General features: G+C 72.2%; 22 protein-coding genes. 11 read left to right on the forward strand and 11 right to left on the reverse strand.

Annotated features, from left to right (window positions below):
* Window positions 1-65: 65 nt before the first annotated feature.
* From J2S43_RS03495 to J2S43_RS03505, 3 genes are all read right to left on the reverse strand, one after another.
* Window positions 66-1,013, reverse strand: coding sequence for an alpha/beta hydrolase (locus J2S43_RS03495; RefSeq protein ID WP_306827092.1), 948 nt, complete (start codon window positions 1,011-1,013; stop codon window positions 66-68).
* A gap of 135 nt (window positions 1,014-1,148) precedes the next feature.
* On the reverse strand, window positions 1,149-1,814 hold the full coding sequence (locus J2S43_RS03500; RefSeq protein ID WP_306827093.1) for a response regulator: 666 nt from the start codon (window positions 1,812-1,814) through the stop codon (window positions 1,149-1,151).
* A gap of 63 nt (window positions 1,815-1,877) precedes the next feature.
* Window positions 1,878-3,146: a sensor histidine kinase gene (locus tag J2S43_RS03505; protein WP_306827094.1), complete on the reverse strand. Its 1,269-nt coding sequence runs from the start codon at window positions 3,144-3,146 to the stop codon at window positions 1,878-1,880.
* 167 nt (window positions 3,147-3,313) lie between these two features.
* Here J2S43_RS03505 and fabG point away from each other — a divergent pair, with 167 nt between their 5' ends.
* The 6 genes from fabG (at window position 3,314) to J2S43_RS03535 (ending at window position 7,934) form a co-directional block, all read left to right on the forward strand.
* Entirely contained in the window at window positions 3,314-4,021 is a 708-nt protein-coding gene (gene fabG / locus J2S43_RS03510; protein WP_306827095.1) for a 3-oxoacyl-[acyl-carrier-protein] reductase, read from the forward strand.
* 27 nt (window positions 4,022-4,048) lie between these two features.
* Window positions 4,049-4,816: an enoyl-ACP reductase FabI gene (gene fabI, locus J2S43_RS03515; RefSeq protein WP_306827096.1), complete on the forward strand. Its 768-nt coding sequence runs from the start codon at window positions 4,049-4,051 to the stop codon at window positions 4,814-4,816.
* 305 nt (window positions 4,817-5,121) lie between these two features.
* Window positions 5,122-6,201, forward strand: coding sequence for a ferrochelatase (locus J2S43_RS03520; RefSeq protein ID WP_306827097.1), 1,080 nt, complete (start codon window positions 5,122-5,124; stop codon window positions 6,199-6,201).
* A gap of 35 nt (window positions 6,202-6,236) precedes the next feature.
* Complete coding sequence (locus J2S43_RS03525; RefSeq protein WP_306827098.1) at window positions 6,237-7,019, forward strand: HAD-IIA family hydrolase; 783 nt, start codon at window positions 6,237-6,239, stop codon at window positions 7,017-7,019.
* A gap of 51 nt (window positions 7,020-7,070) precedes the next feature.
* Window positions 7,071-7,460: an Asp23/Gls24 family envelope stress response protein gene (locus tag J2S43_RS03530; RefSeq protein WP_306827099.1), complete on the forward strand. Its 390-nt coding sequence runs from the start codon at window positions 7,071-7,073 to the stop codon at window positions 7,458-7,460.
* Window positions 7,461-7,469: 9 nt separating this feature from the next.
* A complete protein-coding gene (locus tag J2S43_RS03535; protein WP_306827100.1) occupies window positions 7,470-7,934 on the forward strand; it encodes an Lrp/AsnC family transcriptional regulator in 465 nt (154 codons plus the stop codon).
* A 1,233-nt stretch (window positions 7,935-9,167) separates the two neighbouring features.
* Here J2S43_RS03535 and J2S43_RS03540 read toward each other — a convergent pair.
* On the reverse strand, window positions 9,168-9,971 hold the full coding sequence (locus tag J2S43_RS03540; RefSeq protein WP_306827101.1) for an Rv1486c family protein: 804 nt from the start codon (window positions 9,969-9,971) through the stop codon (window positions 9,168-9,170).
* A 116-nt stretch (window positions 9,972-10,087) separates the two neighbouring features.
* On the opposite strand from J2S43_RS03540, the gene J2S43_RS03545 reads away from it, so the two are divergent.
* Entirely contained in the window at window positions 10,088-10,897 is an 810-nt protein-coding gene (locus J2S43_RS03545) for a DUF3097 domain-containing protein (protein ID WP_306827102.1), read from the forward strand.
* 168 nt (window positions 10,898-11,065) lie between these two features.
* Here the strand turns inward: J2S43_RS03545 and J2S43_RS03550 are convergent, their stop codons facing one another.
* Complete coding sequence (locus J2S43_RS03550; RefSeq protein ID WP_306827103.1) at window positions 11,066-12,385, reverse strand: serine hydrolase domain-containing protein; 1,320 nt, start codon at window positions 12,383-12,385, stop codon at window positions 11,066-11,068.
* 206 nt (window positions 12,386-12,591) lie between these two features.
* Between J2S43_RS03550 and J2S43_RS03555 the strand changes: the two genes are divergently transcribed.
* Genes J2S43_RS03555 through J2S43_RS03565 form a run of 3 tightly spaced genes read left to right on the forward strand, consistent with a single transcriptional unit; the run spans window position 12,592 to window position 15,013 of the window.
* A complete protein-coding gene (locus J2S43_RS03555; protein ID WP_306827104.1) occupies window positions 12,592-13,065 on the forward strand; it encodes an NfeD family protein in 474 nt (157 codons plus the stop codon).
* Entirely contained in the window at window positions 13,066-14,178 is a 1,113-nt protein-coding gene (locus J2S43_RS03560; RefSeq protein ID WP_306827105.1) for an SPFH domain-containing protein, read from the forward strand. It abuts the gene before it with no gap.
* A gap of 4 nt (window positions 14,179-14,182) precedes the next feature.
* A complete protein-coding gene (locus J2S43_RS03565) occupies window positions 14,183-15,013 on the forward strand; it encodes a hypothetical protein (protein ID WP_306827106.1) in 831 nt (276 codons plus the stop codon).
* Window positions 15,014-15,081: 68 nt separating this feature from the next.
* On the opposite strand, the gene J2S43_RS03570 is transcribed toward J2S43_RS03565, so the two are convergent.
* A complete protein-coding gene (locus J2S43_RS03570) occupies window positions 15,082-15,882 on the reverse strand; it encodes a TrmH family RNA methyltransferase (protein ID WP_306827107.1) in 801 nt (266 codons plus the stop codon).
* A 57-nt stretch (window positions 15,883-15,939) separates the two neighbouring features.
* On the opposite strand from J2S43_RS03570, the gene J2S43_RS03575 reads away from it, so the two are divergent.
* Window positions 15,940-16,734, forward strand: coding sequence for an N-acyl homoserine lactonase family protein (locus J2S43_RS03575; RefSeq protein ID WP_306827108.1), 795 nt, complete (start codon window positions 15,940-15,942; stop codon window positions 16,732-16,734).
* On the opposite strand, the gene J2S43_RS03580 is transcribed toward J2S43_RS03575, so the two are convergent.
* The 5 genes from J2S43_RS03580 to J2S43_RS03600 form a co-directional block, all read right to left on the reverse strand.
* Window positions 16,727-17,497: a sulfite exporter TauE/SafE family protein gene (locus J2S43_RS03580; RefSeq protein ID WP_306827109.1), complete on the reverse strand. Its 771-nt coding sequence runs from the start codon at window positions 17,495-17,497 to the stop codon at window positions 16,727-16,729. The two genes, J2S43_RS03575 and J2S43_RS03580, sit on opposite strands and share 8 nt — an antisense overlap.
* A gap of 217 nt (window positions 17,498-17,714) precedes the next feature.
* Entirely contained in the window at window positions 17,715-19,475 is a 1,761-nt protein-coding gene (locus tag J2S43_RS03585) for an amidohydrolase (RefSeq protein ID WP_306827110.1), read from the reverse strand.
* Between the two features lie 435 nt (window positions 19,476-19,910).
* Entirely contained in the window at window positions 19,911-22,100 is a 2,190-nt protein-coding gene (locus J2S43_RS03590) for a gamma-glutamyltransferase (protein WP_306827111.1), read from the reverse strand.
* Window positions 22,100-22,735, reverse strand: coding sequence for a cyclase family protein (locus J2S43_RS03595; protein ID WP_306827112.1), 636 nt, complete (start codon window positions 22,733-22,735; stop codon window positions 22,100-22,102). Before J2S43_RS03595 ends, J2S43_RS03590 begins: the two co-directional genes overlap by 1 nt.
* An 11-nt stretch (window positions 22,736-22,746) precedes the next feature.
* A complete protein-coding gene (locus J2S43_RS03600; RefSeq protein WP_306827113.1) occupies window positions 22,747-23,526 on the reverse strand; it encodes a creatininase family protein in 780 nt (259 codons plus the stop codon).
* Window positions 23,527-23,530: the final 4 nt, after the last annotated feature.

A 23,530-nucleotide genomic window follows, 5' to 3' on the forward strand; every position in this document is an offset into this window, starting at 1 on the left:
ACGGACACTGAGCGTGACCGTTGTCCGATCATGGACAACGGTCACCGCAACCCGATCGTGACGTGTCAGTGCGCGGTCACACCCGGCAGCGCGAGCGCCGCCACGGCCGGCAGCGTGGGGGACTCCGCGGTCAGGTAGGCATCGTGCACGGTGGACGGTGCCGTCGGCAGCGGAAGCGCGCCGAACGACGCCGCCGCCGGCGGGGTGCCGTGTCCGAAGCCGAACAGACTGCCGGCCGGCACCCGGGCGATCCAGTCGGCGTCGGCGCGGGCGGCCCAGACCCGTACCCCCGGGAAGTCCGTGGCTTTCGCGGCGCCGATGCCCGGCGCGCCGAGCGCGACCAGGTCGGTGACGGCCGGTGCACCGGCTCGGACGGCCAGCCCGGCCACGATGGCGCCGTAGCTGTGGCCGACGAGGGTGACGGGTACGCCGGGGCGGGCCGCGCCGAGGCCGGACAGTAGCTGGGTGAGGGCGCGGGCACCGGAGCGGGCGACCTCCTCCCGGGCCGCGGAGACGCCGACGCCGTCCGGCGGGTCGTAGCCGAGCCAGGCGATGACCGCGACCCGGGCGTGCGGGTCGTGCGCGAGCGCCGCCTCGTGTACCGCCCGGGCCTGCACCGCGGGGGCCCGCCGGGCGACGTTGCCCAGGCCGCGGGTGAACGTGTCGAGTGTGGTGGCGACGCCGGGGACGACGATCGTGATCCGTTCGGCGGTGGCGAGGTCGCCGAAGACCTCGGCGGCCTGCCCGTCGCCGCGCGGGTCGAAGCCGAGGAACGTGCGGCCGGCCCAGGACGCGTAGGGCTGCCCGGCCGCGCGCATCGACGCGGTGCCGACCGTGTAGAGCCGGTCGATCCGACGTGCGCACTCGTGCGGCGTCGCGCAGCCGGCCAGCGTCCCGGCGATGGTGGCGGCCATCCGGGGCCGGACCCGGCTGGGGTGGTGCACCGGCAACATCGGCAGGTATGCCCACAGCACCACGGCGACCAGGGCGGTCATCAGCATGCGTCCCGTCATGGCGGTCCTCTCCTCGCTGGAGGGGACACCGTGCGGCGCCGGCCACGGGTGTCGCGTCCCTCCCCAGAGCCGCCTTTCGACTGGCTTTCCGGAGGTACGTGACCAAACCGTGATCCGTTCACTACGGCGGAGGTACTACTCGCCCGGGGAGATCAGGCCGGTCTCGTAGGCGAGCACGACGGCCTGGGCCCGGTCGCGGAGGCCGAGTTTGCCGAGGATCCGGCCGACGTGCGTCTTCACGGTCTGCTCCGCGACCACCAGGTCGGCGGCGATCTCGGTGTTCGACCGGCCGCGGGCGATCAGGCGCAGCACCTCGGTCTCCCGGGCGGTGAGCGCGTTCAGCGCGGTGGGCCGCGGCCGCTCCCGGGGCGCGGGCCGCGCGGTGAACTCCGCGATCAGCCGGCGGGTGACGGACGGGGCCAGCAGCGCCTCGCCGGAGGCGACCACGCGCACGGCCTGGACCAGGTCGGCGCCGGGCGCGTCCTTGAGCAGGAACCCGCTGGCCCCGGCGCGCAGTGCCTCGAAGACGTAGTCGTCCAGGTCGAACGTGGTCAGGATGAGCACCTTGGGCCGGTCGGCGCCGGGGTCGGCGAGCAGCCGCCGGGTCGCCTCCAGCCCGTCCATGACCGGCATGCGCACGTCCATCAGCACCACGTCCGGGTCGAGGCGGCGGGTCTCGGCCACGGCCTGTTCGCCGTTCGCGGCGGAGCCGACGACCACCAGGTCGGGCTGGGCGGCGAGCAGCGCGCCGAACCCCTCGCGAACCATCGCCTGGTCGTCGGCGATCAACAGCTTGATCAAGGAACTCTGCCTTTAGTCGAACTGGGGGTGGGTGGTCGGGGCGGTAGCCGGGCTTTGGTCGAACTAGGGGTGGGTGGTCGGGGCGGTAGCCGGGTCCAGGAGGGGAAAGGTGGCGGAGACCTCGAAACCGCCGCGGGACGGCATCGCTATGAACGTGCCGCCGAGCGCCTGCGCCCGCTCCCGCATCCCCATCAAACCGTGTCCGGAGCCGCCTGGCGACGGCGAGGCGGACCCGGCCGGTGCCGGCCCGTTCGCCACGGTGACGCGCAGCGCGCCGCCGTCCTCGGAGACGGAGACGGTCACCCGCACCACCGCGCCCGGCGCGTGCCGGCCCGCGTTCGCCACCGCCTCCTGCACGATCCGGTACGCGGCGAGCGACACCGGCTCCGGGGGTGCCGGCTCGATCTCGTCCATCTCCAGCGACACCGGCATGCCGGCCTCGTAGGCGGTGGTGATCAGCGCGGGCACGTCCGCGAGCGTCGGCTGCGGCGCCAGTTGCCGGTCGTCCTCGCGGTTGGTGCGCAGCACGCCGAGCAGCCGCCGCATGTCCGCGAGCGTCTCCCGGGCCGCGTCCGCGATCGCGGCGAACTCGTCGCGGGCCGGTCCGGGCAGCTCGGCCAGCCGGTACGGCGCGGTCTCCGCCCGCACCGCGATCATCGACATGTGGTGGGCGACCACGTCGTGCATCTCGCGTGCGATCCGGGCCCGCTCCTCCAGCACCGCGCGCTGCGCCTTGGCCAGGTCGGTGATCTCCTCCTGCGCCTCCAGGCTCTGCTGCGCGCGGGTCCGCCGCCGCACCTGGTCGCCGAGCACGATCACGACGAGGAACAGCATCCAGACCGCGAACGCGTTGTCGTTCGGCGTGTAGACGAAGCAGGGGATCGCCATCAGCAGCGCGACCCAGAGCACCATGCCGCCCGCGGCCCGGGCCGAGACGACGCCGCACACCAGCAGGAGCACGATGATCTGCACCGGGTTCCACGGCCAGTCCGAGGTCTCCCGGTCGGTCCAGAGCGCGCCGATGAACGCGCCGGCGTAGGCGAACCGCCATGCGATCACCGGCCGCCAGAAGACGAACAGCAGCGGTACCGTGCCGGAGGCCGAGAGCAGCGTCGCGATCTCCATCGAGAGGTTGCGCTGCGACTGCAGATAGGCCGCGCCGGCGGCGGTCAGAGCGACGATCAGGAGCAGCCCCAGCGGTACGAGCCAGCGCCGCGTCCCCGCCCACCGCGAGCCCGGCCGCGTCGGCGCGAACGGGTAGTCGGCGCCGGCGATCAGCCGGCCGAGATCGCGCAGCGGCGTGGGCCGGCGGAGGCGTGATGCGGGGGACACCCCGGCAGGCTACGGCGGGTGACATCGCGGTGTCGTGCCTCCACGGGTGCTCATACCCTGGTATGACCCGCCTCACCGGCACCGATGGTTACCGTTTACCAATCGGTAGCACCTAGGCTCACCCCGACCGCCTGCCGCCCGGCAGGCCGAGAGCAGGGAGTGTGACCGTGGCGCGCACGGTGCTGGTGACCGGAGGCAACCGCGGAATCGGGTTGTCCATCGCCCAGGCGTTCGCCAAGCAGGGCGACCGGGTGGCGATCACCCACCGCGGGTCCGGCGCACCCGACGGCGACCTCTTCGGCGTGCGGTGCGACATGACCGACCCGGCCTCGATCGACGCCGCGTTCACGCAGGTCGAGGAGAAGCTCGGCCCGGTCGAGGTGCTGGTCGCGAACGCCGGCATGACCGCGGACACGCTGCTGCTGCGGATGACGGACGAGCAGTTCACCGACGTGGTCGAGACGAACCTGACCGGGGCGTTCCGGGTGGCCAAGCGGGCCACGCCGAAGATGGTCCGGGCCCGCTGGGGTCGCATGATCTTCATTTCCTCCGTGGTCGGGCTGTCCGGCAACCCGGGCCAGGTCAACTACGCGGCCAGCAAGGCGGGCCTGGTCGGCGTGGCCCGGTCGATCACGCGGGAGCTGGCCTCGCGCAACATCACGGCGAACGTGGTGGCGCCCGGCTTCATCGACACCGCGATGACCGACGTGCTCTCCGACGAGCGCAAGGCGGAGATCAAGAAGCAGATCCCGCTCGGCCGGATGGCCACGCCGGAGGAGGTCGCGTCCGTGGTCACCTGGCTGGCGAGCGACGGTGCGGTCTACGTCACCGGCGCGGTCATCCCGGTCGACGGCGGCATGGGCATGGGTCACTGAAGTAACTCGACAAAGGGATATGGAACAGTGTCTGGATTGCTTGAGGGCAAGCGCCTGCTGATCACCGGCGTGCTCACCGACGCGTCGATCGCGTTCTCCACGGCCAAGCTCGCGCAGGAGGCCGGTGCGGAGGTCATCCTGACCGGCTTCGGCCGGCTGTCGCTGGTCGAGCGCACCGCGAAGCGCCTGCCCAAGCCGGTGCCGATCATCGAGCTGGACGTGTCGAACAAGGAGCACCTGGACGGGCTGGCCGACAAGGTCCGCGAGCACGTCGACGGCCTGGACGGCGTGGTCCACTCGATCGGCTTCGCGCCGCAGAGCTGCCTCGGCGGCGGGTTCATGGACGCGCCGTGGGAGGACGTGGCCACGGCCGTGCAGGTCTCCACGTACTCGTACCCGGCGCTCGCCAAGGCCTGCGCGCCGCTGATGGCGCCCGGCTCCGGCATCGTCGGGCTCACCTTCGACGCGACCGTGGCCTGGCCGGTCTACGACTGGATGGGCGTCGCGAAGGCGGGCCTGGAGTCGGCGAACCGCTACCTGGCGCTGCACCTCGGCAAGGACGGCATCCGCAGCAACCTGGTCGCGGCCGGTCCGCTGCGCACGATCGCCGCGAAGTCGATCCCGGGCTTCGACCAGTTCGAGGAGGAGTGGACCAAGCGGGCCCCGATCAAGTGGGACCTCCACGACACCGAGCCGGCCGCGAAGGCCATCCTCGCGCTGCTCTCCGACTGGTTCCCGGCCACCACGGGCGAGATCGTGCATGTCGACGGTGGCTTCCACGCGATCGGCGCATGATCTTCGCGCCTATCGCGCGGAGGGTTGGGATTTGGCGTTGCGGTGATCGGCGCATGATCTTCGCGCCTATCGCGTGGAGGGTTGGGATTTGGCGTTGCGGTGATCGGCGCATGATCTTCGCGCCTGTCGCGTGGAGCGTTGAGCTCTAGCGTCACAGCCGTCGGCGCATAAAGATCAACATCCTTCGGGGGTACGGGACGGGAGCGCGCTCCCGTCCCGTACCCCCGAAGCTTTGGTGTTGTGTTGGTCGCGTTTCTAGGGGGCTGACGCCTCGTCGTGCGGGTCGAGCGGGCAGACTGGGTCCCGTGGGTTACGACGCGTTGCTGGTGATGTCGTTCGGCGGGCCCGAGGGCCCCGATGACGTGATGCCGTTCCTGGAGAACGTGGTCCGGGGTCGTGGGGTGCCGCGGGAACGCCTGCTCGCGGTGGCCGAGCACTACATGCACTTCGGCGGCGTGTCCCCGATCAATCAGCAGTGCCGCGACCTGATCGCCGCGCTGAAGGCAGACTTCGCCGCGCACGGTGTGGACCTGCCGATCTACTGGGGCAACCGCAACTGGCACCCGATGATGGCGGACACGCTCGCCCAGATGAAGGCGGACGGCATCCGGACCGCGCTCGGCTTCGCGACCAGCGCCTACGGCGGTTACTCGTCCTGCCGGCAGTACTGGGAGGACATCGACAAGGGCCGGGCCGCGGTGGACGGCGCGCCCGAGATCCACAAGCTGCGGCAGTTCTGGGACCACCCGGGCTTCGTCGAGCCGCACGCGGACGCGCTCCGCGACGCGCTGGCCACGCTCGATCCGGCGCGCCGGGAGACCACCCGGATCGTCTTCACCGCGCACTCCATCCCGAACTCGATGGCCGCGACCGCGGGCCCTACCGGCGGGCGCTACGAGGCGCAGCTGAACGAGACCGCGGCGCTGGTCGCCTCCGCCGCCGGCACGGACCTGCCGTGGGACCTGGTCTGGCAGAGCCGCTCCGGCCCGCCGCAGGTGCCGTGGCTGGAGCCGGACATCAACGACCACCTGAGCGCGCTCGCCGAGAAGGGCGTGACGGACGTCGCGGTCAGCCCGATCGGCTTCGTCTCCGACCACCTCGAGGTCGTCTGGGACCTGGACAACGAGGCCCGCGAGACCGCGGGGGAACTGGGCCTGGGCTATGCGCGCGCGGGCACGCCCGGTCACGATCCGCGTTATGTGACCATGGTGCGTGAGCTGGTGCTGGAGCGGCTGTCCGAGCCGGTCGGCGACGGCGTCCGGGCGCCGTTCACCGCGGCCGAGCCGGTCTGCGTGTCGAATCCGGGGCGGCGGCTGGGCAGCATCCCGGTGTGGGACTACTGTGCGGTGGACTGCTGCAAGCCGCCGGCGCGTCCGGCTCGATGAGCTTCCGTGGTGTGATCTTCCCGAGGGAGAGGCCGATGGGCGGCGACCGCAAGCCGGTGGAGAGCTGGCTGACCGACATGGACGGTGTGCTGGTGCACGAGGGTCAGCCGGTGCCCGGCGCGCCCGAGTTCATCAACCGCCTCCGGTCGTCCGGCAAGCCGTTCCTGATCCTGACGAACAACTCCATCTACACGCCGCGTGACCTGCATGCGCGGCTGTCCCGGATGGGTTTCGAGGTGCCGGAGTCGGCGATCTGGACGGCCGCGCTCGCGACCGCGCAGTTCCTCTCCGACCAGCGCCCCGGCGGCACGGCTTATGTGATCGGTGAGGCCGGCCTGACCACGGCCATGCACGCGGTCGGCTACATCCTGTCCGACTACGACCCGGACTACGTGGTGCTCGGCGAGACCCGGACGTACAGTTTCGAGGCGATCACCAAGGCCGTGCGGCTGATCAACGACGGTGCGAAGTTCATCTGCACGAACCCGGACCCGACCGGCCCGTCCGTCGAGGGCGCGCTGCCGGCCGCGGGCTCGGTCGCCGCGATGATCTCCAAGGCGACCGGCGTCGATCCGTACTTCGTGGGCAAGCCGAACCCGATGATGATGCGCTCCGCGCTGAACACCATCGAGGCGCACTCGGAGACGACCGCGATGATCGGCGACCGGATGGACACGGACGTCCTGTGCGGACTCGAGGCCGGGCTGCACACGATCCTGGTGCTCTCCGGCATCTCGGACGAGGTGGAGGCGGATCGGTACCCGTACCGTCCGTCGCGTGTGGTCAACTCCGTCGCGGACCTGATCGACGAGATCTGAGAGATCCTTGTAGGCTGCCCCCGCACCTTAATAGATGTGGGGGAATGGGACATGACCGACGTAGCCGACAATGGCGCCACGCGCGGCACGACCTCTGTGGACGACGAGGTCGTCGAGAAGATCGCGGCCGCGGCCGCCCGCACCGTGCCGGGCGTGACCGACCTCGGTGGCGACGTGGCGCGCTTCTTCAACACCGTGTTCGACCGGGTCGGGCTGGACGCGGTCGGCGACGCCACCCGCGGCGTGAACGCGAAGATCACCGGCACCGCCGCCGAGATCAACGTCGTGCTGGTGATCGAGGCCGGCTCGGTCGTCGCGGACGTGACCGAGGCCGTGCGGGTCGCCGTGATCGAGGCGGTCGAGAAGTACGGCCTGACCGTGTCCGCCGTCAACGTGAAGGTCGACGACATCGAGGTCGGCGGGACCCCAACGTCGGTATAGTCCTAGTTTGTGCCGAATTTCGATACGGTGAACCGGCGCCTGCTCGCTGAGCTGCAGCGCAACGCGCGACAGACCAACCGCGAGCTGGCCCGGATCATCGGCACGGCCGAGTCGACCTGCCTGGAACGCGTGCGGCTGCTGCACGCCGAGGGCGTCATCACCGGACATCACAGCGAGGTCGACCTGACCGCGCTGGGCCGTCCGGTGCAGGCCGTGATCGGCGTGCGCCTCCAGCCCAAGACCCGCGCGGCCGTCGACGAGTTCCGTGCGCTGGCGCTGGGCCTGCCCGAGACGATCGCCGCGTTCCACACCGCCGGCGCCGAGGACTTCCTGGTGCACGTCGCCGTCCCCGGCCCCCGCGAACTCGACGGCCTGGTCCTCGACCGCCTCGCCGCCCACTGGGCCGTCGCCGACCTCCGCACCACCCTGGTCTACGAACACTCCCGCCGCCGCCCCGTCGAGCCCCTGCTCTAGAGCCTGTATCGAAGTGGGAGACGGGCTGCGGCGTGGCCCAGGCGCCGCCTGGCCGCACGGCGCAAAAGCCCACATACAACACCGGTATGAGGGCTTCCGCGCCGCACACCCTCCACGACACCTGGACCTCGCCTCGCTCCGGCCCCCACTTCGATACAGGCTCTAGGCCGTGGCTCGCCCACCCGGCCGGCGGGAAGGCCGCCTGCGGCCGACCGGTGCCCAACGCCACTTGGCCTATTTCGATCTTCAGGCTTATTCAGCGGCGCGAGCCGACGCCGCATCGCCGCAGCCCAGCGCCGTCGGCGCGCAACGCGCTGAATAATCCTCCTTGGAGTAGGTGCAGTGAGGCTTATTCAGCGCAGCGAACCGGCACCGCGTCGCCGCAGGCCGCGCGGTCTGACGAGGGCGGCGCTGAATAGGCCTCGGTACGGCTTTGCCCAGGAGGAATGCTGTCAGTTCGATCCGGGTTCAGAGGTGATCTTTGCTGTCGGTGCGCGATTCGCGCACGGCCTCCGGGGGTCGAAACACCGCGGGCGCCAGGCGGAGCCGTACCCCTCCGATGTGCTCGGGCGCCTGGCGCCCGAAATCTCCTGATAAAGCCGTCAAGCGCTTACCTGGCGACGCCGGGAATTCTTTGACGATCCTGGGTCTGGCGCCTGAGTGATCAATCAGTGGAGCGAAAGAGCGATCAACTTCGATTTTTGATCTATCTTTTGCTCCACTGATTGATCACTCAGGCCGCAGTGGTGGGACCTCGCGGGCGGGCGGTCCGCGCCGGAGGGTTGGATGTCGCGATATTTCGGGCGCAGAGCGCCTGGGTGCCGCGCGCGGGCTGGGTTGGCCCGCGCTGCCCGGCCCGAGGGGGCGGGCGACAGGGGGTGGACCGGCGCGTCGCGTGGATGCCGGCGAGGTGCTTGTGAAAGGCGCAGCTCGAACTCCATGATCGACTTAACCTGAGTGGCAGTGGACCGGTGCCCGCGGGAGCACTCGGAACGTGCCCACGCCGGAAGCGGGCAAAGAAAGGTTCTAATGAACTTTCAGCGCCGGGGTGAGCCGCCGGTCAATCGTGATCAGGTGTCGTTGAGGGTTGTTCAGCGTGCAGCGCGCCGACACCGCCGGCCTGCGGCGACGCGGCGTCGGCTCAGCCCCGCTGAATAAGCCTCGTTGACGTCGTTAGAACGACTTGAAGGACGCCCGGATCACCGGAGAGACCAGACCCTGACGCCGGAAAGCTCAGTGCAGCGCCAGCGGTGCGTTGCAGGCGGCGACCAGGGCGCGGCGGCACGCGGTGGTGAGTGGACGGAGGGCGGCGTCGCGTTGCTGGGCCTCGAAGTTGTTGACCGCGCCGCCGGGGGCGGCGGTGGAGGCGAGTGCCAGCACCCGGTCCAGGACGGACGCTCGCGCGTAGAGCCGGCGGGCCCGTGGGTCGAAACCGGCCGGGAGGTCGGTGCCGGCGTCGGGCTTGCGGAGGGCGGCGAGCGCGCCGGCCAGCTCCGGCTTCCAGGCGGCGACGTCGAGCCGGGTCAGCGCGTTGGTGGCCTCGGCGAGCGCGAGTGACAGGTCGGACTCGGCCTCGGCCGCGGACGGCTCGGTCAGCGCGGCGCGCGGTGCGGTGCCGGGCAGCGGGTGGAAGCGCCACAGGACCGTGGAGAAGGTCACGCCGGAGCCGGAGGTGTGCGTGCGGACCTCCGGGACCAGCCCGAAGCCGCGGGCGACGATGCCCTCGCCGGCCAGCAGCGCCGCGTCGGTGAACTCACCCGGGCCGGGCAGGCCGCGCGGGTCGCCGGGGACCGGCAGCACCAGGCGGATCTCGTCGGGGTGCACCTTCGCGAAGGCGGGCAGCGCGGCGCCGAGCGCGACGTCGGACCAGGTGCCGGGGGCGTCGGCGGCCAGCTGCTCCTCGTCGGGCGCCAGACCGCGGATCTCCTCGGCCAGGTCGTCGAACGGGACGAGGCCGGCACGCCATGCGCGCACCCAGGCCGTGAACCGGGTCGACCGGCGCGCCACCAGCGTCGTGGCGCCTGCGGTGGGGGACATGCAGAGAAGGGTACGACGCGGGTACGACGAATGTCGCGCCTCGCACTGTCGAGAACGTCACGCGACCACGGCGTGGGTGATGGTTCGGCAAACGTGAGCGGGTTACCGTCCTGACCATGTATGGGGAGGACGTGCTCGCCGGGAACCGCCGCCGGCGCAAGACGATTCCGGTGGTCGAGGCCGAGCTGGACCTGGTCGTCGAGGACGTCTCGTCCGGCTTCTGCGGCGCGGTGGCCGGCTTCGAGTACGGCGCGGTCGTGCTGGAGGACCGCCACGGCCGCCGCCGCAACTTCCCGCTGGAACCGGCTGCGTTCCTGCTCGACGGCGCCACGGTCACGCTGCGGCGCCCCACCGCGACACCGGCCGCCGTGCCCGGCCGCCGGCTGACCGCGTCCGGCTCGATCGCGGTCGCGAACGTGCCCGCTCAGGTCGCCAGGGCCAGCCGGATCTGGGTCGAGGGCATCCACGACGCCACGCTGGTCGAGCGCGTCTGGGGCGACGACCTGCGCATCGAGGGCGTGGTCGTGGAACCGCTGGACGGCATCGACGACCTCTCCGCCGCGGTCGCGGACTTCCGGCCGTCACCGGACCGCCGCCTCGGCGTGCTCGTCGACCACCTGGTCCCCGGCTCCAAGGAGAGCCGCATCGTCGCGTCCGTGACGTCACCGCACGTGCTGGTGACCGGCCACCCCTACGTGGACATCTGGCAGGCGGTCAAGCCGGACCGGGTCGGCATCCGCGCCTGGCCGGAGATCCCGCGCGGGGTCGACTGGAAGGAGGGCGTCTGTGCCGCGCTCGGCGTCGCCACCCCGCAGGACATGTGGCGCCGCATCCTGTCCTCGGTCGGCAGTTACCGCGACCTGGAGACCCCGTTGATCAACTCCATGGAACGCCTGATCGACTTCGTCACGGTCCTTGAGGAATGAGAGACTCTCCCGCTTCCGGCGTGGCCGGGTTCCGAGTGCTCCCGCGGGCACCGGTCGTCGCGGGCGCTCCTTCCTGCACGTCGGGTGGGTGGTCGCCGAGAACCCACGCGGCACGGGAGTCGCGGGAGCACGGGAGTCGCGGGAGTAGGGGAAACGCCGCGGGGTGGCTCAGTCCGGGGCGCGGGTGAAGACCGCGGTGGCGATGTTCAAGGACGTCACCGTGCCGGCGTCGTCGAGGAGCGGCGTCAGGACCTCGCCCGCGTTGGAGCCGGTCCGGCCGCGCCAGCGGGCCGGGGCCTCCTGACGGAAGTGCCAGGCGGTACGGTCCGGGAGCGTCACGCAGGTCATCCGGAGCTCGGCCGCGTCCGCGTGCCAGGTGATCTCGTACTCGCGGCCCATCCACCACCAGCGGCCGCAGAGTGGCAGCGCGTCGTCCGGCGGCGGGGTGCCGGTGGCGCGCCACGGGCGGGGAAGCGGCGGTTCCAGGTCCAGGACCGCGGTGAGCGCGTCCGTGGTGACGGTGCGCAGGCCGCCGAGCGTGGGCATGGTGTGGGCGTTGGTGAACGCGACCACGCCGGTGCGGGTCGGACGGTGCACGGTGAGCTGCGCGGCGTACCCGGGCATCGAGCCGCCGTGGCCGGTGAAGACGCGCTCGCCGACGCGGAACAGTTCGACGCCGAGCCCGTGGCCGTGCGTCCAGGACTCGAGGTCGCTGATCGCGACCGGCGCGCACATCTCCGCGACCGTCTCCCGGGACAGCACGGTGGGCACCGGGTCGGCCAGGAAGCCGGCCCATTTGGCCAGGTCGGTGATGGTGGACCAGAGCTGGCCGGCCGGGGCCATCGCGCCGGCGTCCGTGCGCGGCTGTTCGGCGAGCGTGTGCTGCCACGGGTGGACGACGTGGCCGCGGGCGAACGGCTCGACCGGGTGGTACGTGGTGCGCTTCATGCCGAGCGGGTCGATCACGCGCTTGGCCAGCAGGGACGGCCAGGTCTCGCCGGTGACGCGGTGCAGCACGGCGCCGAGCACGCCGTAGGCCAGATTGGAGTAGTGGTACGTCCGGTACGGCGGCCAGGAGATCTTCTCGAACGACAGACCCTCGATCAGCGTGTCCGTGTCGCCGCCGGTGGTGCGCGCCCACCAGTCGCCGTCCGGCTCGCGCTGCAGGCCGGCGACGTGCGCGAGCAGCTGACGCAGCGTGACGCCGCCGATCGAGGTGCCGGGCAGGTGCCGGTAGACGAGGTCGTCGAGGGAGAACGCGCCCTCGTCGCGCAGCTGCATGACCATGGCCGCGGTCATCGTCTTGGTGATCGAGCCGATCCGGTACTGCGTCTTGGCGTCCGGGCGCGGTGCCTCGCCGGCGCCGGTGAAGCAGGCCAGGGCCCGGTCCCGGACGACGCCGAGGACCAGTGACGGCACCCGGCCGGCCGACTGTGCCGACGTGACGATCTCATTGACCCGGCGACTGGTTTCCGGCAACAACGACACGTGCAACTCCGTTTCGGGGCGGACGGCCGGATTTTCTTTCGTTAGGATTTCGTCATGTTCGACCGCCCACAGTGCGGTATATTCCCGCCAATCTAACGCATTTCCGGCGGCCGGGATGTTGCCGCGCGGGTCAGTATGTTGATGCCCGGCCCCATTCAAGATCCGGTGCGTTCGCGGTAGGTGCACGGGCGTGACACGATCAGTTCGTGGAGCCCTTTCTGTGGATCGCACTCGGCGCCGTTCTGGCCGTCGCCGAGATCTTCACGGTGTCGCTCTTCCTCATCATGTTCGCGGCCGGCGCGTTCGCCGCGGCCGGCGCCGCCGCGCTCGGCTTCGGCGTGGCCGTGCAGCTGGCCGTGTTCGCCGGCGTCTCCGCCGCCACGGTCGCCGCGTTCTGGCCGCTCATCCGCCGGCACCGGCTCGGCGACGCGGACGGTGACGACCCGCACCACTTCGACGCGCGCGGCGTGGAGGGCGAGACCGCGCTGGTGCTGGACCGGGTCGACGGCGAGCACGGCCAGGTGAAGATCGGCGGCGAGCTGTGGAACGCGCGGCCGTTCGACGACACCGAGGCGTACGAGGCCGGTGAGCGCGTGCGTGTGATCAAAGTGCAGGGAGCGACCGTCTACGTCTGGCGTGAGGGCATCGGCCCGGCGTCGCGGACGGAGTTGGAGGAATAGATGGAGACATTCATCGGCGTGGTTGTCGGCGCCATCGCACTGCTCGTGGTGGTCACGCTCATCTCGGCGTTGAAGATCGTGCCGCAGCAGCGTGAATACATCGTGGAGCGCCTCGGCAAATATCAGCGCACGCTGACCCCGGGACTGAACCTGCTGATCCCGTTCATCGATCAGGTCCGGGCTCGGGTCGATGTGCGGGAGCAGGTGGTCAGCTTCCCGCCGCAGCCGGTGATCACCTCGGACAACCTGAGCGTCTCGATCGACACCGTGCTGTACTTCAAGGTCGTCAACTCGGCGGACGCGACGTACCAGATCGCGAACTTCCTGCAGGCGATCGAGCAGCTCACGGTCACCACGCTGCGTAACGTCATCGGATCGTTCGATCTGGAGCGCGCGCTGACCAGCCGCGAGGAGATCAACCGGCACCTGTCCGGCGTGCTGGACGAGACCACCGGCCGCTGGGGCATCAAGGTCACCCGCGTCGAGATCAAGGCGATCGAGCCTCCGCCGAGCATCCGCGACTCGATGGAGAAGCAGATGCGTGCGGAGCGGGACCGCCGTGCCGCGATCCTGAACGCGGAGGGCCACAAGCAGTCCGCGATCCTCACGGCCGAGGGCGACAAGCAGGCGGCGATCCTCAAGGCGGACGGTAACCGGCAGTCGCGGATCCTGGAGGCCGAGGGCCAGGCCAAGGCGATCCGCACGGTCTTCGACGCGATCCACACCGCGAACCCGAGCCAGAAGGTGCTGGCCTACCAATATCTCCAGGCGCTGCCGCAGATCGCGCAGGGCTCGGCCAACAAGGTGTGGGTGGTCCCGGCCGAGCTGACCAAGGCGCTCGAAGGCCTCGGCGGGGCGCTCGGCGGGCTGGCCGGCACCGCGAACGACGTGCCGTCCCCGGCCGCGGCCGCCGCCGCGACCGAGGTGGAGCGGGAAGCGGCCCAGGCGGCCGAGGAGGCCGCCGCGGCAGCCCGTGAGGTCGCGGACGCTGCCCGGGCCGCCGAGGCCGAGGTGAGCGCGCCGGCCGGCACTAACGCGCCGAAGGGCCTGCCGGCCGCACCGCCGTCCACGATCTCGGGCCTTTACGAGCCGTCCCGGGTGGACAAGGCTTAGCCGTGTGTGGCGTAGACCTGTCCTGATCGGTGTCGTCGTCCTCGGGGCGGCCGCGGCGTGCGCGGCCGCCCCGAGCGACGCACCGGAGATCCCGCTCGGTGCGGAGCTGGTGCAGCACCGCACCGATCAGGTGACCCGCACCGTCAAGATCCAGCTGAGCAACCGTGGTGACGCGCCGATCCAAGTGGTCCGCGCGGAGCTTCGGTCGCCGTCGTTCACCGGCGCCGGGCCGGTCGACACGGACACGCTGGTGATGACCGGCGACGTGCGCACCGACATCCGCATCGGTTACGGCCGGGGCGTCTGCGCCGGCCCGGCGGGCACGCTGACCGCGGAGCCGGCCACGGCCGTGCTGAGCGTGCGGGACGGTGACCGCAAGCGGAAGGTCGAGCTCGCGTTGCCGTACCCCAGCGAGCTGTTGAATTCGCTCCTGCGCGCGGACTGCGAGCAGGCCGAGGTGGCACGGGTCGCCACCGCCACCCTCACCGGCCTGGCCGAGCGGCCGGACGGCGCGCTGGACGCGGTGGTCCGGCTGACCCGCACCGGTGGCACCGAGCCGGTCCGGATGACGCAGCTGCGCGGCAGCATCCTCTACACGCTGACCGCGGCGCCGCGCACGCTCGCGGCCGGCGCGACCACCCTGGACATCCCGCTCACGATCGACTCGAACCGGTGCGATCCGCACGCGGTCGGCGAGGTGAAGAAGCCGTACGAGTTCCCGATCTGGCTCGCGGTGGGTGACGCCCCGGCCGTCTACACGCTGATCGAGGTGCCCACCGAAGCGCAGGAGGCCCTCTTCGCGTTCGTCCACCGGCGGTGTGGACTTCCGGGCTGACGTTGTGACAGCGGACGAACTACGCGATCACCGCCGTGCCGCGAGACCCGCCGCGCGGCGTCCGAAGCTCAGGAGGGTGCGTCCTCCCGGGACAGCTCCCAGAACGCCACCGCCGCCGCGGTCGCCACGTTGAGCGAGTCGACGCCGCGGTGCATCGGGATCGCGACCCGCGCGTCCGACGCGGCCAGCGCCCGCGGGGTGAGCCCCGGGCCCTCCGCGCCGAGCAGCACGGCCGGCCGGGCCCGCTGCGCGGGCGTCAGGGCCTGCAACGGTACGGAGTCGGCCGCCGGTGTCATGGCCAGCAGGGTGAACCCGGCCGTGCGGATCTCGTCCAGCGCGCCCGGCCAGTCCTCGGCCTTCGCGTACGGGATCGCGAACACCTCGCCCATGCTCACCCGCACGGCCCGGCGGTAGAGCGGGTCCGCGCAGTCCGGCGACAGCACCACCGCGTCCATCCCGAACGCGGCCGCGCTGCGGAACAGCGCGCCCAGGTTCGTGTGTGTGTTGAGCCCTTCCAGGACGACGATCCGCCTCGACGGCGTCAACACGTCGGTGATCGACAGCGGCGGTTTGCGGTGGAACGACGCGAGCACGCCGCGGTGCACGTGGAAGCCGGTGATCGCCTCCAGGACCGGGGGCGTGGCCGCGTAGAACGGCGCGTCGCCGGGCAGGTCCACGAGCTGCTCCACCCGCTTCTCGTCGACGAGCACGCTGCGCAGCCGGTAGCCGGCCCGCACCGCGCGCCGGATGACCAGCTCACCCTCCGCGATGAACAGCCCGTTCGGCGGCTCCCACCTCGTGCGCAGCTCCACGTCGGTAAGCGCGCGGTAGTCCGCGATCCGGTCGTCCTCAGCGTCGGTGATCTGCACGGTGTGGCATTCTTCCAGGGCCACATTTGGGATCCACGTGGGCTACCTTCGGATCCCATGGGAATCAAACGGATCATCGCGCTCACGCTGGGCTGGGAGGACCTGCCCAGGTCGGCCTCCGTGCACGGCGCGTCGCGGGCCGAGCGGGTCCGCGAACCCGTGCCCGCGCTGCTGCTGGAGCACGACGAGGGCTGGCTGCTGCTCGACACCGGCTTCAACACCGCGCTGCTGCGCGACCCCGCGCTGCGCCGCCGCTTCTACCCGAGCCCGAACTACCAGCCGGAGCTGCCCGGCCCGGGGGAGCCGCTGGAGGAGGCCTTCGCCGCCGTGGGCGTCGCGCTGCACGACGTCACCCGGGTCGCGCTCAGCCACCTGCACGTCGACCATGTGGGCGGGCTCAAGCACTTCGCCGGCCGGGTGCCGGTGCACGCGCAGCGGGCCGAGCTCGACTACGGGCTGAGCAACCACCCGGAGCCGGAGCGATACTCGATGGCGCGCGTCGACTACGACGACCCGCGCATCGACTGGCGGCTCGCGGACGGCGACACCGAGATCGTGCCCGGCGTGACCGCGCTGCTCACCGCGGGTCACACGCCCGGCCACCAGAGCTTCGTGGTGCACCTCGACGGCGGCGGCGGTTACGTCTTCGCCTGCGACGCCGCCGACCTGACCGAGAACATCACGCACGAGCGGGCGATCGGCTCGTTCAGGGGCGTCACCGCGGAGCAGACCACGGCCCCGATCCGCCGGCTGAAGGAGATCGGGGCCCGGCACGGCTACCCGGTGATCCCCGGCCACGACCCGATCGCGTGGCCGGCGCTCACCGCGGAGCTGGCCGGCCGGTTCAGCTGAGGAACAGGACGCGGACGAGCAGCCAGAGCCCGACCGCGGTCCCGAACGTCACGATCACCACGCGGAGGACCCGGGCGGACAGTAGCCGGGCCAGCCGCGCGCCCAGGTAGCCACCGACCACCGTGGCTGGCGCGACCATCGCGACCGCGGCCCAGTCGACCGGGCCGAAGATGCTGTAGACCAGCACGGTCACCACGCCGACCACGGCGGAGAGCAGATTCTTCAGCGCGCTCACCCGGGCCAGCGTCTCGTCCAGCACCAGCGCCAGGCCCGCCACCAGCAACACGCCCAGCGCGGCGTTGAAGTAGCCGCCGTACAGCGCGCACAGGAAAACCGCGGTGTGCAGCATGACCGTGGCCCGCACCGGCGACACCTCGCGCGGGTGTCCGACCAGCGCGCGCAGCCGCGCCTGGAACGCCAGCGTCATCGTGGCGCCGAGCACCAGGAACGGCACCACGTAGTCGAACAGGTCCCGCGGCGTGCTCAGCAGCAGCACGCAGCCGCACGCGGCACCGGCCAGCGCGGTCGGCACGATCCGCAGGATGCGGCCGCCCTGCCCGTTCAGATCGGCGCGGCTGCCGACCACGCTCGACGCGTAGCCGGGCGCGACCGAGAGCGCGTTGCTCACGTTCGCGGACACCGGCGGGATCCCGATCGCCAGCATGGTCGGGAACGTGATCAGCGAGCCACCACCGGCGATCGCGTTCACGATCCCGGCCGCCAGACCGGCCACCAGCAGCAGCGCGGCTTCCATCAGCCCCATCGCACCCCATACTCACGATCAAAATGCCGCCACGGTACGCCGTTCGCCCGCCTCATCACGCCCGCACTGCCATCACGCCCGCACTGCCATCACGCCCGCACTGCCATCACGCCCGTCCGCGATCCCGGCGACTTGGCGAATCGCGGTCGTCGCCCCCGCGAGTCCCGTGGCGTCCCGGCGTCCCGGCATGCGGTACCGGTGCTGACCGCGCGACGGGTCATTGCAGCCCGGGCGCTTCGCGCCCGAAATCTCGGGTCATCGCGGGCGGGGCGGCCGCACCGCCGAGGTCGCCGAACGCCACCGTGCCTCCAACGATCGTCGCGGTCACCCGGATGTTCCGTAGCGCGTCCGGCTCGGCGGCGAGCGGGTCGCCGTCGAGGAGCGCCAGGTCGGCCACGTCGCCCGGCCGGAGCCGGCCGCTGCTCTGCCGGCCGCTGCTCTGCCGGCCGCTGCGATGCACGCCGTTGCCCTGCCGGTCGCTGCCCTGCCGGTCGCTGCCGTGCACGCCCGTATCCGGCCCGCTGGTGATCCTGGCCGCGCCGGTGGTGAAGAGCGCGAGTGCCTCCATTGCGCTGATCGCCTGGTCCGGGCCGAGTGGTGTGTCCCGGCCGCGGATCCGGCGGGTCCGCGCCTGCCACATGCCGTGCAGCGGGGCCATCGGCGGTCCGGGGCCGTCCGAGCCGCCGCCGACCTCGACGCCCGCGTCCAGCCAGGACCGCAGCGGGTTCGCGGCGGCCGCGCGCTCCTCGCCGAGCCGGTCGATCAGGCCGGCGCCGAAGTCCCACTGCAGCGCCGGGTGCGCGGACACGCGTACCCCCAGATGCCCTGCTCTTCGCATCGCGGCGGCGCCGGGACCGAGATAGGCGTGGATCAGGTGGAAGCCGAGGGCCGCGATCGGCGTCTCCGCGTCCACCTCGGCCAGCACGTCCAGGACCAGGTCGATCGCGGCGTCGCCGACCGCGTGCACGCCGGCACCCCGGCCCGCCCGCGCGGCGTCCCGGCAGTGCGCGAGCAGCACGTCCCGGCTCAGCGTCTGATTGCCGTGATAGCCGTCCGACCCCGGCCACGGCGTGGACAGCAACGCGGTGCCGAGCGAGCCGCCGCCGTCCAGGAAGAGTTTGGTGGGACCGCGGCGCAGCATGCGCGGGTCCGCGGTCTCCAGGCCACAGTCCGCGGCCGCGCGATCGAGCCCGGCGAAATCGATGCTCTCGGAGCCGAGCGGCATCGCGACGACCCGCAGCCGCAGCGCACCCGCGCGCGCCGCGTCCGCGTAGGCGGCCAGCTCCGGCACGGCCACGGCCGGGTCCATCGCGGTGCTGATGCCATGCGCGAGCAGTGCCCGCTGGCCGGCCTCGATCCAGGCGCGGCGGTCCGCGTCCGACGGCGGCGGGACCACGGCCCGGACCAGCGCCACCGCGGGATGCTCGACCAGCAGGCCGGTCGCGTCGCCGTGCGCGTCCCGTGCGATGCGCCCGCCCACCGGGTCCGGCGTGGTCGCGGTGATCCCGGCGTGCCGCAGCGCGGTCGTGCTGACCAGCGCGTCGTGCCCGCGCCGGTCCAACAGCACGCCCCGGCCGGGCACGGCGTCCTCCAGCTCGGCCGCGGTCGGCAGCCGGCTCTCGGCGAGGTCCCACGGGTCCAGGTCGTCGTCGGCCTCGATCCAGCCGGCGCCCGGATGCGCGTCCGCGTGCGCCCGGAGCCGCCGCTGGACCTCGGCGATCGAGACCGCGCCGGTCAGCGAGACGCGCGCGGCCCTGCGACCGGCCCACAGCAGGTGCACGTGGCTGTCGACGAACCCGGGAATCACGGTCCCGGCCACGCTGACCTCCGGCGACCCGGCCGGAACCGCCCGCCGCGCCTCCGCGACGGTCCCGGTCACGACCACCACCCCATCCACGATCGCGACCGCCCTGACCCGTGGCCGCGCCGGATCCATGGTGATCACCTCACCGACGATCACCATCCCACCGCCGCTCATCGACCGACCACCCCATGACCTGAGTCCGGGCCGTTCACCATGCGGTCGCTCCGATCCAATCGTTCACGCGTGCCTTTGCTCTGCTTACCTGCGGTGCGCACGCGCCCCTGCTCTGCTTACCTGCGGTGTGCGTGGCCGGCTTTGCTCTGCTTACCTGCGGTGTGCGTGGCCGGCTTTGCTCTGCTTACCTGCGGTGCCCGGGCGGGCGCTTTGCTCTGCTTACCGGTGCGCGGCGGCGCCCCGTCCCGGCCACCGCGGTGCTGCGCCGCCGACCGCGAAGACGCGTGCGCTTCCTACCGGTAAGCAGAGCAAAGGCGGCGGGGAGCAGTGCGGTGAGCAGGGCGGATGCGGAGGGCAGGTTAGGGCGCGCCGCGGGGCCGCGCCGTGGGGGTCGGCGGTGAGGCGTGGCTGCGCGGGGCGGTCCGGTGGCGGACATCAGAGGACGGCGGCCAGTCCGTCGGCTCTCGGGTCGCTCGCGGCCGCGAGCACGCCACCGGTGCGGCGGGCGATCTGGATGTGGCCGGCGTCGTCGTGCGGTCCGGCCGTGGTGTCGACGGCCAGATCAAGGCCCTTCGCGGTACGGGTGAGCGCGCTCACGCCGGGCGTACCCGGCTCCAGCAGCAGCGTCGGCACCTCGCGGCCGATCTCCCGGGCGCCGATGATCCAGCGCGGGCGGGCGAGCAGGCCGTCCAGGTCGGTGGCGTCGAGCACGGACGGCGCGACCTGGGCGAGGATCCATGCCTGAGAGCGTCCGCCCTGGCAGCCGAGCGCCGCGACGCCGCCCTCCGGGGTGGTGGCGAGCGTGGGGCAGAGCGTGTGCGGTGGGCGTACGCCGGGGGCGATCCGTGCCGGGTGCGCCGGGTCCAGGCTGAACGACGAGCCGCGGTTGTGCAGGACCAGGCCGGTGCCGGGTTCGAGCAGACCGGAGCCGAAGCTCTGGAACACGCTCTGGATCAGCGTGACCGCGTTGCCCGCCGCGTCGACCGCGGTGACCGCGACCGTGTCCCCGGCCGGCTTCGGCCCGCCGTCCGCGCCGGGAAACGCGTCCGTGGTGCGCAGCAGGAGGCCGTCCAGGTCGATCGGGCCGGTTCGCGGGTCGCCGAGTAGGGCGTCCCGGGCCAGCTGCGCCCGCCGCGCATCGGTGAGCAGCGCGGCAGCGCGCGCCTCGACGGCGTCAGCGGGCGGGTCAGCCGCGTCGGCGGTCACATCAGCGACCGGGCCGCCCACGCCCGCGGCGCCGGTCCCCCCGGTGTCAGCTGCGCCGGATGCTGCGGCGCCGGGTGCCGTCGCACCGGATGCTGTGGCGCTGGGTGCTGTTGCGTCGGATGGTGCGGCGCTGGGTGCTGTTGCGCCGGATGCTGCGGCGCTGGATGCCGTTGGGTCGGGTGCTGCGGCGCTGGGTGCTGTTGCGTCGGATGGTGCGGTGCTGGGTGCTGTTGCGCCGGATGCTGCGGCGCTGGATGCCGTTGGGTCGGGCGCCATCGCGTTGGGCGCCATCGCGCTGGGTGCTGCGGCGCCGGGTGCCATCGCGCTGGGTGCTGCGGCGCCGGGTGCCATCGCGCTGGGTGCTGTTGCGCCGGATGTCGTCGCGCCGGCGATGGCCAGGAACGTGGCGCCCTGGACCGGCGGCGGGGCCGCGGACCAGGTCACGTCGCCGACCGTCGTGGTGAGGGGTGTGGTCACCTCGGCCCGGTGTGCGGCCAGGTCGTCGGCGGTGAGCGGGCTGCCGAGCGCGGCCAGCCCGTCCGCGAGGCGGTGTGCGAGGTGTCCCTTGTAGAACGCGCGCCAGTTCGCGCCGATCTGCCGAAGCGTCTCGGCCAGCGCGGGCTGGACCAGCGTGCGCACCGGCTCGCCGGTCGCCGGGTCCAGCAGCAGCGCGGACAGGCCGGGGTCGGCCTTCACCCCGTCGAGCCGGCCGAGCGTCGCCCGGTGCAGTCCGGGGCTGACCGGCACGCCGTCGCCGGCCAGGCGGATCGCGGGCTCCAGCAGCGCGGTCAGCGGTAGCGACGCGCCGAGCCCGGCGATCGCGGCCCAGCCCGCGACCACGCCGGGCACGGTCACGGTCAGCGGCCCGCCGAACGGCATGCGCTCGCCGCCCGCGCGCAGCGCGTCGACGTCCACGTTCGCGGCGGCCGCGCCGATGGAGAGCACGGCCTGCGCCTCCCCGCCGGCCGGCCGCACGATCGCGACCAGGTCGCCGCCGACCGAGCACTGGTGCGGATAGGCCACGGTCAGCGCCGCCGCGGCCGCGAGCGCCGCGTCGAACGCGTTACCCCCGGCCGCGACCACGGCCCGCGCCGCGTCGATCGCGGCCGGATGCGGTGCCGCGACCGCCACACCTCGGCCGGCCGCCGCGGCGGTCCCGCCGGGACCACCACCGGCGCCCATCCCGATCCCAGCCGCCTGTGCTCCGGTGCCGATGGTGGTGCCGGCTGCGGTCGCCCGTGGTGCGGTGCCGGTGCGCGCGCCGAAACCCGCAGCGCGCGTACCGGCGTCAGCGGTGCCGGTGCGCGCGCCGAAACCGGCAGCGAGCGAACCGGCGTCAGCCGGGAGTCCGGGGTCGTTCGGCGTGCCGGCGGCGGCCGGGGATCCGGGGCTGTCCGGGGCAGGGTCCGCCGTGGACATCAGGCGTCCCGCCTGATCAGGATGGCGCGGGTGAAGGAGCCGTCCGCGTCGACGAGTTTGGCCGGGAGGGCGACCAGTTCGTAGTCGCCCGGGAGGACGCCGTCCAGGTCGGCGTTCTCCAGGATGATCAGGCCGGCGCGGAGCAGGACGTGGTGGGCGTCCCAGGTCTCGGTGCGGGTGTGGCTCTCGATCGTCAGGTAGTCGATGCCGATCAGCCGCACGCCCTGGGCGATGAGCCACTGCGCGGCCTCGGGTGAGAGGCCGACCCAGCTCGGCGCGCGGTCCGTCTCCTTGAGCGGCCCGGCCGAGTTCGACGTCTTGAGCAGCACCCGCTGGTGCCCGGCCACGCCGGCATTCTCCAGATCGAGAACGGAGATGTCGCCGGTGACGCCGGTCGCGTCGACGACCAGTGCCGGGCCGACCAGCGCGTGCAGGTCGAGCTTGTCGACCGGGGTGGCGCCGTCGACGAAGTGAGCGGGCGCGTCCACGTGCGTGCCGGTGTGCGCGCCGAGCCGCCAGCGGGTCACGTTCGACGCGTCGCCGTTGGCCAGCGACTCGACGATCTCCACCTCCGGCTTGCGGCCCCAGTGCAGCATCTCCGGGTGGATCGGGAGCGTGATGTCGAAGATCTCCATGGTGATCCCTTTCAGAGCGTGGGCCGGTGTGCCGAGGACGGCCAGGGCTCGCGAACGGCCGCGGAGATCGCCCGAGCGGTGGTGAGCACGCAGCGCTCGAACTCGGACCTCCCGTGCGCGGCGGAGGCCTCGGCCACGTCGCGGCCCCAGACGCCGGTGTCGCTGACCTGGTCCATCCGGTAGTCCCAGAACGAGTCGACGTCGACGTGCGAGGTCGCCCGGTCCATTCGTACCAGTGACGGTCGTAGATGGAGCATGACGGACGTCTCGAAGAAGTTCGCGTGCATCAGGCCGCGCCCGAACATCACCCGCCCGTTGACCTCCGGACCGGGATACATGGTCACGTAGGCGATGGACCGCACCCGGGAGTCCCGGTGCCGCACGCGCAGCTTCTCGGCCGAGACGTCGAGCGAGCCGCTGTTCCAGATGTGGCCGTTGAGCAGGATGAACTGCCGGATTCCGCTGGCGTGCAGGGAGTCGATGACGTCCTCGACCACCGCGATCAGCGTCTCGGGGCGCAGCGCGAGCGTGCCGGCGAAGTCGCCGTGCGAGCCGGACACCCCATAATTCAGCGTGGGTACGACGGGGACGCCGGTCAGCGCGGAGACGCCGAGCGCGACCTCCTCGCAGATCACCGAGTCGACGTTGAGCGGCAGGTGCGGCCCGTGCTGCTCGATCGCGCCGACCGGGATGATCACCGCGTTCGTCTCCGACGCCAGTGCGCCGGACTCGGGCCAGGTGAGCGTGTCCCAGCGCACCGGCTGACCCGTACCCCCGAGGTCGTCCGTCATTTGA

The sequence above is a fragment of the Catenuloplanes nepalensis genome, assembly GCF_030811575.1.
Taxonomy (GTDB): Bacteria; Actinomycetota; Actinomycetes; order Mycobacteriales; family Micromonosporaceae; genus Catenuloplanes; species Catenuloplanes nepalensis.